The sequence below is a fragment of the Flavobacterium sp. LMO8 genome (assembly GCF_009495755.1).
In the GTDB taxonomy this organism is placed as follows: domain Bacteria; phylum Bacteroidota; class Bacteroidia; order Flavobacteriales; family Flavobacteriaceae; genus Flavobacterium.
Genome location: NZ_WIBJ01000028.1, coordinates 209,437 through 225,424, shown reverse-complemented (window position 1 = coordinate 225,424; position 15,988 = coordinate 209,437). Strand labels below are relative to the sequence as shown.

Below are 15,988 nucleotides of genomic sequence, written 5' to 3'. Positions count from 1 at the left end.
ATAAACACTAACAAAATACATAAAAATGAAAATATTAGTTTGCATCAGTCACGTACCTGATACTACTTCAAAGATTAATTTTGTCAATGGTGACAGCGAGTTTGATACTAATGGCGTTCAATTTGTAATTAATCCTAATGATGAATTTGGTTTAACAAGAGCCATTTGGTTTAAAGAGCAACAAGGCGCAAATGTTACTGTTGTAAATGTTGGTGGAGCTGACGCTGAAGCAACTTTAAGAAAAGCATTAGCAATTGGCGCAGACGAAGCTATTCGTATTAATGCAAACCCAACAGACGGAATGTTTGTTGCAAAACAATTAGCTGAAGTTGTTAAAAACGGAGGTTATGATTTAGTAATTGCTGGAAAAGAATCGTTAGACTATAATGGTGGAATGGTTCCAGGAATGGTTGCTGGATTATTAGGTTTCAATTTCGTAAACGCTTGTGTTGGTATCGACGTAAATGGAAACGAAGCAAAAGTAACTAGAGAAATTGACGGTGGAAAAGAAACAATTTCTGCAGGTTTACCATTAATTATTGGTGGTCAAAAAGGTTTAGTAGAAGAAAAAGATTTACGTATTCCAAATATGAGAGGTATCATGATGGCTAGAACTAAAGCATTGACTTTAGTAGAACCAACAGGAGATGCAACTTCAACTAAAGCGGTTAAATTTGAAAAACCAGCTGCTAAATCAGCAGTTAAATTAGTAAATGCTGACAACTTAGATGAGTTAATTAACTTATTACATAACGAAGCGAAAGTTATCTAATTTCAAACCTAAAAATTAAAGAATCATGTCGATATTAATATATGCTGAATCAGCAGAAGGAAAAATTAAAAAAGTAGCATTCGAATTAGCTTCTTACGCAAAAAAAGTAGCTGCTTCAATGGGAACAACAGTTACTGCTGTAACTATTAACAACTCTGACAATAGCGCTTTAGCGGCTTACGGAGTAGACAAAGTATTAAACGTTTCTAACGATAAATTAAATAACTTTAGCGCAAAAGCGTATGCTGATGTAATTGCTCAAGCAGCTAAAAAAGAAGGAACTCAAATTGTATTGGTTTCTTCAACTACAGATAGTTTGTATTTAGCTCCTCTTGTAGCGGTAGCTTTAGAAGCAGGTTATGCTTCAAATGTTGTAGCGTTACCAGAAAGCACTTCGCCTTTCCAAGTAAAAAGAACTGCTTTTTCAAACAAAGCTTTCAATATTACTGAAATTTCAACTCCTGTAAAAGTATTGGGAATTGCTAAAAACTCTTTCGGATTATTAGAAAATGCAGCTGCTATGACTGAAGAAAGCTTCGCACCATCATTAAACGATGCTGATTTCGGAATCAAAGTAGAAAACGTAGAAAAGGTAACTGGAAAAGTAACTATCGCTGATGCTGAAATCGTAGTATCTGCTGGTCGCGGAATGAAAGGTCCAGAAAACTGGGGAATGATTGAAGAATTAGCTTCTGTTTTAGGTGCAGCAACAGCCTGTTCTAAACCAGTTTCTGACATTGGATGGAGACCTCACAGTGAGCACGTTGGACAAACTGGAAAACCAGTAGCTTCAAACTTATATATTGCAGTTGGAATCTCTGGAGCAATCCAACACATTGCAGGTATCAACTCTTCAAAAGTAAAAGTAGTTATCAATACAGATCCTGAAGCACCTTTCTTTAAAGTAGCTGATTATGGAGTTGTAGGTGATGCTTTCACTGTTGTGCCTCAATTAATTGAAAAATTAAAAGCATTTAAAGCTAGCAACTCATAACAAAATAGTTGTTCAAAAAAATATTATATTAAAATTAGAGTTATCTTTGTTTAGATAGCTCTTTTTTTTATTTTTGGGCAGCCCGATTGATAACGAATTAACGAAGTTATGGCTAACCGTTTTCTATTAGCCATTTTCTGACTTTGTGATGCTATTTGAAAATCCAAATCAAGGCATCAAAGAAATGATAATTTACAATTTGAAATGAGTTTAGTAAAATTAACTATAAAAGGTATTTCCTATAGCCAAACGCAAAACGGAGCTTATGCCTTAATCTTAAATGAAGTGGATGGTGATCGAAAACTACCCATTGTTATTGGTGCTTTTGAAGCGCAATCAATTGCTATTGCTTTAGAAAAAGAAATCAAGCCACCTCGCCCACTTACACACGATTTATTTAAAAGCTTTGCCGACCGATTTGATATCGTAGTAAAACAAGTGATTATTCACAAATTAGTTGACGGTGTTTTCTATTCGAGTATTATTTGCGAAAGAGACAAAATCGAAGAAATCATCGATGCCAGAACTTCTGATGCGATTGCGTTAGCGTTACGTTTTAATGCTCCTATTTTTACTTACAAAAACATCTTAGATAAAGCGGGGATTTACCTAAGCATCAACCCAGCTGAAAATGCAGAAAATCAGGAAAACGATGACATTCTTTCTACTCCAGAAACTTTTGGACAAGAAGATGCAATTGTTCCAGCTGACAGTTATTCAGGATATTCGCTAAAAGAATTATACGAAAAATTAGACGAAGCTGTGCAAAACGAAGACTACGAAAAAGCAGCAAAAATTAGAGATGAAATCTCAAAAAAAGAATCTTAAAACTATTTCAAAATGAATATAAAATTAAAATTAACAATTGTAAGTTTCTTACAATTATTTGTTTGGGGTGCATGGCTAACAACACTTGCAAGTTATGGATTCGGATTTAAACAATGGTCTGGAGCTGAGTTTGGAATAGTTTTTTCAACTTTAGGAATAGGTTCAATTATTATGCCTCCGATTTCCGGAATCATCGCAGATAAATATTTAAATCTTGAAAAATTATATGGAATTCATCATATTCTTTATGGAATAATTTTACTTTTTTTACCAGCTATTGATAGTCCTTCCACTTTCTTTTGGGTATTACTTATTGGAATGATGTTTTATATGCCAACCTTATCGTTGTCAAATTCGCTATCATACGCAGTTCTAAAAAAATTCAATTTTAATGTAGTAAAAGATTACCCTCCTATTCGCGTATGGGGAACTATTGGTTTCATTGTTGCGATGTGGTGTACTAACTTATTCAGTAATGTAAATCCGCCTTTTTCATTTGGAATTGCAATTGGAAAAGCAATTGCATCAATTACAAATATGCCAGTAGAATGTAATCAGTTTTATATTGCTTCATTTTTTGCATTTGTATTAGGAATTTTCTCTTTCACCTTACCAAAAATTGAACCAACAAAAGATGAAAGCACTAACAAAACATTCTCGCAAATTTTTGGTTTAGATGCTTTTAAATTATTCAAACAATCTAAAATGGCGATGTTTTTTGTGTTTAGTATGTTCTTGGGCGCTGCTTTACAATTAACAAACATGTATGGTGAAACTTATATTCACGATTTCAAAAACGTTCCAGAATATGCTAATACATTTGTTGTAAAATCAGCAAATATTGTCTTATCCATTTCTCAAATTTCTGAAACCATATTCATATTAGCTATACCTTTTTTCTTGAGACGATATGGAATCAAAAGAGTGATGCTTTTTAGTTTGATTGCTTGGGTTTTCCGTTTCGGATTCTTCGCTTTTGGCGATCCGATTGGAAGTTTATGGATGATTATTATGTCGAATATCGTTTATGGATTGGCATTCGACTTCTTTAATATTTCTGGTTCATTATTCGTAGAAACAACAACAGATTCTAAAATTCGTTCATCAGCACAAGGTCTATTTATGATGATGACAAACGGATTTGGGGCTATTTTAGGAAGTTTAGGAAGTGGGTTTTTAATAGATACTTATTTCACAACGCCAGCAGGAAAAGATTGGCATAACATTTGGCTAACTTTTGCTATATATGCGTTGATTATAACTATTGCATTCGCAATTTTATTCAAACATAAACACGACCCAAAAGACGTAGAAGCTTTTAATCATTAAATTAAAAACCCGACAGGTTTTAGAAACCTGTCGGGTTTAAACTGACTATATATGCAACAATATCACGATTTAGTAAAACACGTATTAGCAAACGGCAACCAAAAAGGCGACCGTACAGGAACTGGAACCTTAAGTGTTTTTGGTTACCAAATGCGTTTTGATTTAAGCGAAGGTTTCCCAATGGTAACCACTAAAAAATTACACTTAAAATCGATTATTTACGAATTGTTGTGGTTTTTAAATGGTGACACGAACATCAAATATTTACAAGAAAACGGTGTGAAAATTTGGGACGAATGGGCGGATGAAAATGGCGATTTAGGTCCGGTTTACGGACACCAATGGCGTAATTGGAACAGCGAAGAAATCGACCAAATTACCGAATTAATCGAAACGCTAAAAACCAATCCAAACAGCAGAAGAATGTTAGTTTCGGCTTGGAATCCAAGTGTTTTGCCTGATACTTCGGTTTCGTTTGCTGAAAATGTTGCCAATGGAAAAGCCGCTTTGCCTCCATGTCATGCTTTTTTTCAGTTTTATGTGGCGGATGGAAAATTAAGTTGCCAGTTGTACCAACGCAGTGCTGATATTTTCTTAGGCGTTCCGTTTAATATTGCGTCTTATGCTTTGTTTACGATGATGATTGCACAAGTTTGCGATTTACAAGTAGGCGAATTCATCCATACTTTTGGAGATGCGCACATTTACAACAACCACATGGAGCAGTTAGAGTTACAACTATCTCGCGAGTGCCGACCTTTACCAACGATGAAATTAAACCCAGAAATCAAAAATATTTTCGATTTCAAATTTGAAGATTTTACATTGGAAGGTTATGACCCGCACCCGCATATTAAAGGTGTTGTGGCGGTTTAAAAAAAATCAACAAACGCAACTAAGTAGCGCCAATCTACCCATATTTGGGTATGTATGCGAAACTTTATAGCCCATATATACAAGTTGTATGCAATTTTAGACAAAAACCCGATAATAAAAATTATGAACTATTGCTATTATATTGCTAAAAACTTAGCAAAAATCAAAAGGACTAAAGTTTCTGAGGTTGGAGATTTAGTTGCAGGAGAAAGAATAATAGCTTTTCCAACTAACTTACCTGTAATAATTGGTAAAGATTTGGAAGGACCATATTTAGAAATAAAGCACTTAATCAAATATTCAAAATTTTATAATTTTTTAAAAGTTAAAAATTCCAAACGTGCTGCTAAAATTATTAAACCAGAATATATCATAAAAACTGCGGATTTAGTTTCATCTCCAAAAGGTCAAACATATAGTTCTGATTTTATGCAAAGTTTTGTTCATTCTGTCTCTGGTACTTTCACAAATGAAAATGTAACAGGCATTCACTTTTATGATGAGTTAAAAGTAAGAGTAATTGAAGTTTTAGAAACTAATGAAAATGGAGTTTGGAAAGCTAAAATTGAAGCCTTCGATTATCGAACAAAAAAATGGAAAGAAAAAATTAAGCCAACTGATTTTTTTCCAAAAGATTGGGATAAAACTAAACTGCTTGAAGAAATAAACTTTGCAAATCAATATAAGAAATTAAAAGAAGGCACAAAAAAAATATTTGAAAGTATTACAAAGTCTGGCGTTAATGTTATCTTTATTGTGGATAATGAAAAAATAAAAACAGTTTATCCAATAATAAAATAAAAACTGCATAAAACAGGCGTTTGGCAAGATTGCGAATTTTGCAGTAAATTCAAGGTTACAATTTATAAAAAATTTTATCTTTAATAGAAAATAACATGAAAAAAATACCTATTTTTCTTTTTTTACTGTTTCAACTCTCATCATTTGGACAAGATAAAAATTACGAAAAACTATTTGATGACTGTAAAAAAACTTCCTCTCCTAATTCTTGCATTATGGAAGTAATTAGAACTGAAGTTCAATCAGAATATGAAAAATACAGAGAAGAAGCATCGATTTTATATGATTTACAACTTTTGAGAATAAAGTATACAGTTACCAAAGAAGGCAATATGGTAATTGAATCTATTGATGGTAAAATTGAAAATTTCAAACATAAAATTATTGAACTATTCAAAAAATTTCCAAAAGTTGAACCCATAACTGAAAACGGAAAACCTCGAGATGCTTTAATGACAACTTCATTTTATTTACACCCAAAAGAAAAATAACATGCTCACTATAATCGCAGCCGCATCTGAAAACAATGCTTTAGGGAAAGACAACCAATTGGTTTGGCATTTGCCAGATGATTTTAAGCGTTTTAAAACCATCACTTCTGGTCATTATATTGTGATGGGAAGAAAAACCTTTGAAAGTTTTCCAAAACCATTACCAAATCGTACACATATTATCATTACTAGACAAAAGGACTACGAAGCGCCAGAAGGTTGTTTGGTAGCAAGTAGTTTAAAAAAAGCGATTGATTTGTGTCCAAAAGAGGAAGAAGTTTTCATCATTGGCGGAGGCGAAATCTACAAACAATCTATCGATATCGCTCAAAAAATTGAATTAACAAGAGTGCATACAACCGCAGAAGCAGATACTTTTTTTCCAGAAATCGATACGGATAAATGGGAATTAGTTTTCGAAGAATTTCATTCAAAAGACGAAAAACACAATTACGATTTTACTTTTTTAACGTATGAAAAAAGGTAAAAGGTGAAGGGTTTGGGGTTAAAGGTTTTAAATTCGGTTTCAGATTAAAACTTAATTTTCAATTGACAAATTGCAATTGATTTTTGAAGTTGATTTTTGAAGTTGAAATTGAATTTTGCAATTGAATTTGATTTTTTATCAGTACTTTTGTATTCCTAAATTAAGAAAATGTCAAAAAATATAACACCATATAAAGATTCAGAATTAGGCAAAAAAGAACAAGTTGCTCAAATGTTTGACAACATTTCTGGTAACTATGATGGTCTTAATAAAGTAATTTCTTTTGGCACCGATGCAAAGTGGAAGCAAAAAATCCTAAAAATGGTGGCGGCAAAAAATCCAAAATCTATTTTAGATATTGCAACTGGAACAGGTGATTTAGCTATTTTATTTGCTGCAACTTCTGCAACTGAAATCATTGGTTTAGACATTTCACAAGGGATGTTAGACATTGGAAAGAAAAAAATTGAAGCGCAAAAGTTAGACTCAAAAATTCAAATGGTTTTAGGTGATGGAGAAAATATTCCATATCCTGATAATTATTTTGATGTAATTACCGTGGCTTATGGTGTTCGTAATTTTGAAAATCTTGAAAAAGGATTATCTGAAATCTTAAGAACATTAAAACCTAACGGACAATTTATCATTTTAGAAACTTCGGTTCCTACTAAATTTCCTTTCAAACAAGGTTATGCTTTTCATTCAAAATTTATTCTTCCATTAGTAGGTAAATTGTTTTCAAAAGATAAAGCAGCTTATTCTTATTTGTCAGATTCTGCTAACGAATTCCCTTTTGGAGAAGTATTGAACAATATTTTAAGAAAAATTGGGTTTATAGATGTAAAGCATCTACCTCAAACATTTGGAGTAGCTACCATTTATCAAGCATCTAAAAAATAATATGAAGAAGTTTTTATTTTTATTACTTTTTTCCCCAATCCTTTTTGCTCAGGAAGGCATGTTTAGCAAAGATCCAATTATCAACAAAGAAAATTGGAACAAACAGCGCGTTCACTGGGGTTATTATCTTGGGTTTAATAGTTTGGATTTTAAATTTGATTATTTATCGGTTACTCAAGACATAGAAGTTCAAAACTCAACAGGATTTAATGTTGGCTTAATTGGGAACTTAAGATTATCTGAATATTTAGATTTTCGTTTTGAACCTGGTTTATACATAACCCAAAGAAATCTTATATATCCAAATATAACAGACCCTGTAGAACGATTACGAGAGGTTAAATCGACTTATATTTTCTTTCCATTTTTACTAAAATACTCGGCTCTTCGCACAGGAAATATTAGACTCTATCTAGTAGGTGGATTATCGACTGCTCTTAATTTAGGCAGTAATGCTGAATCTCCTGATGATAATTTTAGAAATAGATTTAGAATGACAAAATGGTCTAATTTCTATGAAGTTGGTTTTGGAATAGATTTGTATTTTGAATATTTTGTGTTTTCTCCTTCCATACGAGGCGTTTTTAGTATGAAAGACGAATTAATTAGAGATAATGACCCAAATAGTCCATGGACGGGCAATGTTCAAGAAATGAAAACCCGTGGTTTCTTCATCAATTTTTCTTTCCACTAAGAATTAATTTCGTTTAAATTCGCTTAGAATAATAGCGGTTGCTGTTGCTACGTTTAAACTTTCTGTAATTTGAAGATTTCCAAAGCGAGGAATTGCAATTCGTTCAGAAACAAGCTTTTCAATAGATGGGGAAATTCCGTTTGCTTCATTTCCCATGATGATGATCCCTTTTTTAGGCAATTTTTCTTGATAAATATTCTTTCCATCCATAAAAGTGCCAAAAACAGGTAATTTAGTTTTCGTTAAAAACGTTTCTAAATTTCCATAAACAACATTCACTCTGCTAATAGAACCCATTGTAGCTTGAACCACTTTTGGATTATAAATATCGACCGATTCTTCAGAACAAAACAAGGTTTCAATTCCAAACCAATCGCACAAACGAATAATTGTTCCTAAATTTCCTGGATCGCGAACATCATCTAAAGCAACGATTAGTCCTTTTTCAACGAAATCTTTTGATTTTGAAATTTTGAAAACTGCTAAACAAGTATTTGGATTTGTTAAAGCACTAATTTTCTTCAAGTCGGCTTCAGAAATGGCATGAACTTTGATTTTTGAAACCGTAAGAAAATCTTGCTTTGTAGTAAACAATTCTTGCAATTCAAAGTTAGAATTTAACAATTCTTGAACTACCTTTACACCTTCGGCAATGAAAAGTTGTTCTTGTTTTCTATATTTTTTTTGTTGTAAACTTGTAATTAGTTTAATTTGGTTTTTACTAACCATAAAAATTGTATTTTTGACTAACTTTTAAAAAAGACCTTGAGAAATAATTTATCAAAAATAACATTATTATTTGTAATCGGAACAATAATTTATTCGTGTTCTATAGTTAAACGAGTGCCTGCAAACGAAAAATTATTAATTAAAAATGAAATTTACCTTAATGATAAAATTAACAAGGAAGATAGGGTAAATAATTTAGTGATTCAACAACCAAATACTAAATTTTTAAATTACCCTTTTGGACTTTTAATTTTTAACTTAGCCAAGAAAAATCCAGATTCTTCATACCAAGCTTGGCTAAATAAAAAACCCAACAGAATAAAAAACTTAAATCGTTTTTTATCTCCAAAACAAGTAAAAAGATTAGGTGAATCTTTTTTTGTAAGTGGTTTACCAAAATTTATGAAGAAAAATGGTGAAATACCTGTTTTAATTGATAAAAAAAGAACTCAAAAATCAACTGAGCGATTAAGCGGTTATTATTATAATAATGGATTTATAAGAAATAAAGTTACTAGCACTATTGATTCTGTTGGAGACAAAAAAGGAAAAGTAATTTATAAAATAGAAACTGGAAAACCCTATTTTTTAGATACTATTTCCAAATTCATAGAAACACCTGTTGTAGATAGTTTATATACTTTAGAAGAAAAAAACTCTTTTATAAAGAAAGGTGATCAATACAATTTTATTAATTTTGATAATGAACGAAAACGCATTACTCAACATTTAAGGAATAACGGAGTTTATCATTTTCAAGAAAGCAACATTAAATATGATGCCATTATAGACGACTCTATCCAAAAAATGAAAATCAATTTAAAAATTGAGGATCGTTTTGTAAAAAATGGCGATTCATTAGTTAAAAAGCCTTTCTCTGTATACAAAATTAGCCAAGTAAACATCTTTACAAATAATACATCTAAAAAAGCACAAAATCAGTTTAACGATAGTGCAACCTATAAAAATTTCAATATATATAGTCATGGAAAGTTGAAATATAAACCTAAAGCAATTACTAACGCTATTTTTATAGAAAAAGGAAAACTTTTTAATGATACCGACAGAGCACTTACTTCTAAATCTTTGAGTAATTTAAAAGTATTTAACTACCCAAATATTGAATATATAGAAGACCCTAGTGATAGCACTAATTCTTCATTAATTGCAAATATTTATTTAATAAGTAAAGAGAAATATGTGTGGCAACCTTCGGTCGATTTAACCACTTCAGACATACAAGAATTTGGAATAAGCGGAAGAATGTCTTTTATATGGAGAAATTTATTTAAAAGAGCTGAAATTTTTGAATTGTCAACTAAAGGCAATATTGGCTCATCAAAAGATTTAGCAAACCCTAACGATGTTTTTTTTAACATTTTAGAATATGGTGTTGAAGGTAAATTGAGTTTTCCGCGCATAATTTTTCCTCTTAACACTCACAAAATAATTAAAAAGGAAATGCTGCCTACAACTACAGCATCTATTGGCTTTACCAGTCAAAAAAACATTGGTTTAGACAAAGAAAACCTTACCGGAGTATTTAATTATAATTGGATTCCAAAAACAGGAAATACAATTCGTTTTGACCTAATTAACATTCAATTTATTAAAAATTTAAACCCCGAAAATTACTTTAATGTATATAGTTCTTCATATAATACACTTAATGATTTAGCACAAACTTACAATGTAGATCCAAACAATTTATTAGACGGAAATCTAACAAATCAAGGAGCTGTGAATTTTATTGAAGATGTTCAAAATAATGCAACAAGTTTAACTTCTAACGATGAAGAATATAAAATTATTAGAAGTATTGGAGAAAGACGCTTACGATTAATTGAAAACAACTTAATTGTATCATCAAGCCTAACGTTTTCAAGAAACACAAAAGCTAGCTTACTTGACAATAATTTTTACTCCATAAAATCTAAAATTGAAACTGCAGGAAATTTATTATCATTATTAGCTGGTACTAAAAATGAAGACTTAAATACAAATGGTAATAAAACCATGTTTGGAATTGAATATTCTCAATATATAAAAGGAGAAATTGATTTCATAAAACATTGGGATTTTGGAAAGAAAAACACATTAGCCATGAGAGCTTTTGCAGGATTAGCAATACCTTACGGCAATGCACAAACCATCCCTTTCCTAAGAAGTTATTTTTCTGGAGGCTCAAATGACAATAGGGGCTGGCAAGCTTATAGCTTAGGGCCAGGAAAAAGCGGTGGAATAAATGATTTTAATGAAGCTAATTTTAAATTGTCTTATAGCTTAGAATACCGATTTAGAGTTGGAGGCAATTTCCATAGTGCTTTTTTTGCTGACATTGGAAATATTTGGAATTTATTTGACAATATAACAGATAAAGATTACACTTTCAATGGATTTAGCTCTTTTGAAGATTTAGCAGTTGGCTCTGGCTTAGGTTTAAGGTACGATTTTAATTTCTTTGTTTTCCGCTTTGATTTAGGTTACAAAGCATATGATCCGGGGAGAGAAGTGGGCGACCGATGGATGAAAGGAGTTAACTTTAGTAAAACAGTACTAAATTTTGGAATTAATTATCCATTCTAATTTTTTAAATTATTATTTTTGCAAATTAAAATTAAAAACACACAACTATGAATCACAATATCAAACCAGGAGTTGCAACAGGCGACCAAGTACAAGAAATTTTCAACTATGCAAAACAAAAAGGCTTTGCTTTACCTGCTGTAAATGTTGTTGGATCAAGTACTATTAATGGAGTTATGGAAACTGCTGCAAAATTAAACGCACCAGTAATCATTCAATTTTCAAATGGTGGCGGACAATATAACGCAGGAAAAGGATTATCTAATGCTGGTGAAAAAGCAGCTATATTAGGTTCTATTGCAGGAGCTAAACATGTTCATACATTAGCTGAAGCATACGGAGCTACAGTTATTTTACATACAGACCATTGTGCAAAAAAATTATTACCTTGGATTGATGGTTTATTAGATGCTTCTGAAAAATTCTTTGCTGAAACTGGAAAACCACTTTTTAGTTCTCACATGATTGATTTATCTGAAGAACCAATTGAAGAAAACTTAGAAATTTCTAAAAAATATTTAGAAAGAATGAGTAAAATGGGAATGACATTAGAAATTGAACTTGGAATAACTGGTGGTGAAGAAGACGGTGTAGATAATTCTGACGTTGATAGTTCAAAATTATACACGCAGCCTGAAGAAGTTGCTTACGCATACGAAGAATTAATGAAAGTAAGTCCTAGATTTACAATTGCTGCTTCTTTTGGAAATGTTCATGGGGTATACAAACCAGGAAATGTAAAATTAACTCCAAAAATTCTTAAAAATTCGCAAGAATACGTTCAAAATAAATTCAATACAGGAAATAATCCAGTTGATTTTGTTTTCCACGGAGGTTCTGGCTCTACTTTAGAAGAAATTAGAGAAGCTATTGGATATGGAGTTATCAAAATGAATATTGACACCGATTTACAATTTGCTTTCACGGAAGGAATTCGTGATTATATGGTAAACAAAGTGGATTATTTAAGAACTCAAATTGGAAGCCCAGATGGAGCTGACAGTCCAAATAAAAAACACTACGATCCAAGAAAATGGACTCGTGAAGGAGAAGTTACGTTCAACACAAGATTAGAACAAGCTTTTGCCGATTTGAATAACGTAAACACTTTATAAAAGTTGTTTCAAGTTTCAGGTTTCAAGTTCTTAACCTGAAACTTGAAACATTATAACCTTAAACTAATAAAGAATGGCTTGGTTTAAAAGAAAAGAAAAAGGAATTACAACCGCAACTGAGGACAAAAAAGATGTTCCTAAAGGTTTATGGTATAAATCACCAACTGGAAAAATCATTGACCAAGATGAATTGGCAAGAAACCTATGGGTAAGTCCAGAAGACGATTATCACGTAAGAATTGGTAGTAAAGAATATTTTGAAATTTTATTCGACAACAACGAATTCAAAGAATTAGATGCAAATTTAACTTCAAAAGATCCATTAAAATTTGAAGACACTAAAAAATATAGTGATCGTTTGAAAGATGTAATGGATAAAACCAAACTAAAAGATGCTATCCGCACTGGTGTTGGTAAATCGAAAGGAAAAGACTTAGTCGTTTCTTGTATGGATTTCGCTTTCATTGGTGGTTCTATGGGAGCAGTTGTTGGTGAAAAAATTGCTAGAGCTATCGATTATTCTATCAAAAATAAAATCCCATTTGTACTGATTTCAAAATCTGGTGGAGCTCGTATGATGGAAGCCGCTTTCTCTTTAATGCAGTTAGCCAAAACATCTGCAAAACTAGCACAGTTAGCAGAAGAAAAAATTCCTTACATTTCGTTATGTACTGATCCTACAACAGGAGGAACTACTGCTTCATATGCCATGTTAGGAGATATCAATATCGGAGAACCAGGCGCTTTAATTGGCTTCGCAGGACCACGTATTGTAAGAGATACAACAGGTAAAGATTTACCAGAAGGTTTTCAAACTTCAGAATTCTTATTAGAGCATGGATTCTTAGATTTCATAGCTCACAGAAAAGAATTGAAAAATAAAATTAACTTGTATTTGGATTTAATTCAAAATCAAGAAATCAGATAAAAACAAAAATCCCGATATCACTATCGGGATTTTTTATGCTTAAAACTTAGCTCGTAAAGCCAAAACAAAATTCTTTCCTGGCGCTACAATTCCAGAACTATACGGACGATAACTTTGATCGGTTATGTTTTCTAAACCTGCGGTTACGGTAAAGTTTTCGGTAAGCTTATACATCGATTTTAAGTTTAAGGTATACCAACTCGGAGAATATGGATTTCCATTTTCATCAATGGCATAAATCTCTGGTTTCCCTTTTTCTTCTTCGGCTAAATTATCATATGAAACTTCATCGCTAAATTGCGCATTCAATTGTAAATCTAACTTAGAATTGGCATAACCCAAACGACCAATTCCAAAAAATGGCGCAGCATGACGAGACGGACTTTTCTCTCCGTTATCCAATTCTTCCTCTCCTTTTTGGAAATTCAAATCGCCATGAAAATAAAACCCAGCTGCTGATTTCACTTCAATTCCAGCTTGAATTCCGTATACTTTTGCATTCGCTGCATTTTGAATAGCTTGTACATTACTCAATTCGCCATCATAAATAATTTCGGTAGCGCCATTCAAAGTATAATCTCTTCTTACCATGGCATTTTCTAACAAAGTATAATAAGCAGAAACATCTACTTTTACATTTTTACCAAATAATTTCGCCACATTCAAATCTACATTATAAGCATATTCAGCTTTTAAATCAGGATTAGGAACTACTACCGAGCCCGGTTCTGAATCAAACACTTTTCCTAAATCATCTACATTTGGAGAACGGAAAGCCGTTGCTACATTAGAACTAATCACCCATTTTGCTGTTGGACGATACACTAAACCTAAACTACCAGTTAATGCACCGTCATTAATTTTTGCTTCAGTAAAAGGAAACGGATAAAAAGTAGTATCAAAATCGGCATCCAACACAAACTGATTGTATCGAAATCCCGCTTGAAGCAACATTTTTTCAGAAAATTTATATTGATCGTTGATGTAAATTCCATATGAATTCCATTTTGATTGTGGATATCTCGCTGGTCCTGTTTGACTTGTTCCTGTAACGATATTTTCATCAATTCCTTCGGATTTCACATCATTTGTTACGAATTCTACTCCATAAAAAAGAGCGTTTTTAGCACTCGTTTTCTTAGTAAAATCAGCATTCACAGAAACCGCATTTACTTTTTCGGTACGAATGGCACGATTTGGATTATTGAAATTGCGACTGATTCTACTTTCCTCAAAAAACTGATGCGCCACACGAATAGAAAGTTCATCATACGCTTTCGTAGGTTGTGTATTTGAAATTGACAAATTGTTCATAATCCATTTTTGTGGACCATAATCAAATTCGCCATAGCGTGGCATTCCTGAATTGGTATAACGAATATGTCTGTCGTAGCGAGAATAACTAGATGTTTCCGAAAAATGAAAACCATATTGAAAATCCCATTTTTCATTAGGTTGAAAACGCACTTTTTGCATCAAATTAATTTGAGAATACGCTGTTGGTTTTTGTACCAATGGATCATCATTCGTTACCACTATATCTACTCCATTTTGTCTTTGAACATAAAAAGGTCGTAAATATTCATCTGGTCCGTGACTTCCCATTTTTAAATCACCAAAGTCATTAGAGCTAATACTCGTAACCGAAGCCCATTTTTTCCAACCTACATTAGCATCAAAATGTCCGGTTTTCTCGTTGTTTACTGAAGAATATCGTGTGAAAGCGCTTCCTGAAACAAATGGTTTTTCTTCCGTTGTAAATTGCGGAGTTAATGTTTGAAAACTCATTACACCACCAATAGCATCACTTCCGTAAATAACAGAACTTGGCCCAAACAACACCTCTGATTTTTCAATAGCAAATGGATCTAACGAAATGACATTTTGAATATTTCCACCTCTAAAAATAGCGGTATTCATTCGAACACCATCAATAGCATATAGCAAACGATTAGTAGCAAAACCACGAATCATAGGACTTCCTCCACCCTGCTGACTTTTTTGCATGAACACTTTACCAGAAACCGTTAATAAATCGGCTGTCGTTTGCGGATTTTGCAATTGAATATCTTTTTTAGAAATAGAAGTGATTTTTGCCGGAATATCACGCGTGTGCTGTTTCCAACGATTAGCAGAAACAATTATTTCATCCATTGCTAATAACGAAGGTTGTAAACTCAATTGAAAAGAAGCTAATTCCAATTGATTATAACTCACAATTTGAGTTTCGTACCCTAAAGATTGGATGATAATTTTATTAAAACCTACAAAATCAGAAACATCAGCCTGCCCTTTGTTATTGGTAACAACGTAAACTTTCTTATCCTCAGAAGCAAGCGTAACCGATTCTAACGGCTCACCTGACTCTTTTTCTTTTATGGTTATTGTTTGAGAAAAACCAATAGCGGAAAATCCCAAAAGCAACCACAAAATATATTTTTTATACATTATGATTATT

Annotated in this window: 15 protein-coding genes; 13 read left to right on the top strand and 2 right to left on the bottom strand. The window is 32.2% G+C overall.

Annotated features, from left to right (window positions below):
* The first annotated feature begins 25 nt into the window (after positions 1-25).
* The 10 genes from GFJ94_RS05905 to GFJ94_RS05860 all read left to right on the top strand — a co-directional run bounded on the left by GFJ94_RS05905 (position 26) and on the right by GFJ94_RS05860 (position 8,172).
* Entirely contained in the window at positions 26-772 is a 747-nt protein-coding gene (locus tag GFJ94_RS05905) for an electron transfer flavoprotein subunit beta/FixA family protein (protein WP_153200646.1), read from the top strand.
* 25 nt (positions 773-797) lie between these two features.
* On the top strand, positions 798-1,766 hold the full coding sequence (locus tag GFJ94_RS05900; protein WP_153200645.1) for an electron transfer flavoprotein subunit alpha/FixB family protein: 969 nt from the start codon (positions 798-800) through the stop codon (positions 1,764-1,766).
* A gap of 204 nt (positions 1,767-1,970) precedes the next feature.
* Positions 1,971-2,594 carry a bifunctional nuclease family protein gene (locus tag GFJ94_RS05895; RefSeq protein WP_153200644.1) on the top strand — a complete coding sequence of 208 codons (624 nt, stop codon included), beginning with the start codon at positions 1,971-1,973 and terminating at the stop codon, positions 2,592-2,594.
* Positions 2,595-2,606: 12 nt separating this feature from the next.
* Complete coding sequence (locus tag GFJ94_RS05890; RefSeq protein WP_153200643.1) at positions 2,607-3,923, top strand: nucleoside permease; 1,317 nt, start codon at positions 2,607-2,609, stop codon at positions 3,921-3,923.
* Between the two features lie 51 nt (positions 3,924-3,974).
* On the top strand, positions 3,975-4,799 hold the full coding sequence (locus tag GFJ94_RS05885; protein ID WP_153200642.1) for a thymidylate synthase: 825 nt from the start codon (positions 3,975-3,977) through the stop codon (positions 4,797-4,799).
* A 123-nt stretch (positions 4,800-4,922) separates the two neighbouring features.
* Entirely contained in the window at positions 4,923-5,600 is a 678-nt protein-coding gene (locus GFJ94_RS05880) for an EndoU domain-containing protein (RefSeq protein ID WP_162523801.1), read from the top strand.
* 95 nt (positions 5,601-5,695) lie between these two features.
* A complete protein-coding gene (locus GFJ94_RS05875; RefSeq protein ID WP_153200640.1) occupies positions 5,696-6,091 on the top strand; it encodes a hypothetical protein in 396 nt (131 codons plus the stop codon).
* Between the two features lies 1 nt (position 6,092).
* Positions 6,093-6,578, top strand: coding sequence for a dihydrofolate reductase (locus tag GFJ94_RS05870; protein WP_153200639.1), 486 nt, complete (start codon positions 6,093-6,095; stop codon positions 6,576-6,578).
* Positions 6,579-6,746: 168 nt separating this feature from the next.
* Positions 6,747-7,478, top strand: coding sequence for a bifunctional demethylmenaquinone methyltransferase/2-methoxy-6-polyprenyl-1,4-benzoquinol methylase UbiE (gene ubiE, locus GFJ94_RS05865; RefSeq protein ID WP_153200638.1), 732 nt, complete (start codon positions 6,747-6,749; stop codon positions 7,476-7,478).
* Position 7,479: 1 nt separating this feature from the next.
* Positions 7,480-8,172, top strand: a complete 693-nt coding sequence (locus tag GFJ94_RS05860) for a porin family protein (RefSeq protein ID WP_153200637.1) — start codon at positions 7,480-7,482, stop codon at positions 8,170-8,172.
* Positions 8,173-8,175: 3 nt separating this feature from the next.
* Here the strand turns inward: GFJ94_RS05860 and GFJ94_RS05855 are convergent, their stop codons facing one another.
* Positions 8,176-8,901 (bottom strand): RNA methyltransferase, encoded by a 726-nt coding sequence (locus GFJ94_RS05855; RefSeq protein WP_153200636.1) that lies wholly within the window; start codon positions 8,899-8,901, stop codon positions 8,176-8,178.
* Positions 8,902-8,937: 36 nt separating this feature from the next.
* Between GFJ94_RS05855 and GFJ94_RS05850 the strand changes: the two genes are divergently transcribed.
* From GFJ94_RS05850 to accD, 3 genes are all read left to right on the top strand, one after another.
* Positions 8,938-11,487, top strand: a complete 2,550-nt coding sequence (locus GFJ94_RS05850) for a BamA/TamA family outer membrane protein (protein ID WP_153200635.1) — start codon at positions 8,938-8,940, stop codon at positions 11,485-11,487.
* A 47-nt stretch (positions 11,488-11,534) separates the two neighbouring features.
* Entirely contained in the window at positions 11,535-12,602 is a 1,068-nt protein-coding gene (gene fbaA / locus GFJ94_RS05845; protein ID WP_153200634.1) for a class II fructose-bisphosphate aldolase, read from the top strand.
* A 73-nt stretch (positions 12,603-12,675) separates the two neighbouring features.
* Complete coding sequence (accD, locus tag GFJ94_RS05840; RefSeq protein ID WP_153200633.1) at positions 12,676-13,530, top strand: acetyl-CoA carboxylase, carboxyltransferase subunit beta; 855 nt, start codon at positions 12,676-12,678, stop codon at positions 13,528-13,530.
* 39 nt (positions 13,531-13,569) lie between these two features.
* Here accD and GFJ94_RS05835 read toward each other — a convergent pair whose 3' ends face one another.
* Complete coding sequence (locus GFJ94_RS05835) at positions 13,570-15,978, bottom strand: TonB-dependent receptor (protein ID WP_153200632.1); 2,409 nt, start codon at positions 15,976-15,978, stop codon at positions 13,570-13,572.
* Positions 15,979-15,988: the final 10 nt, after the last annotated feature.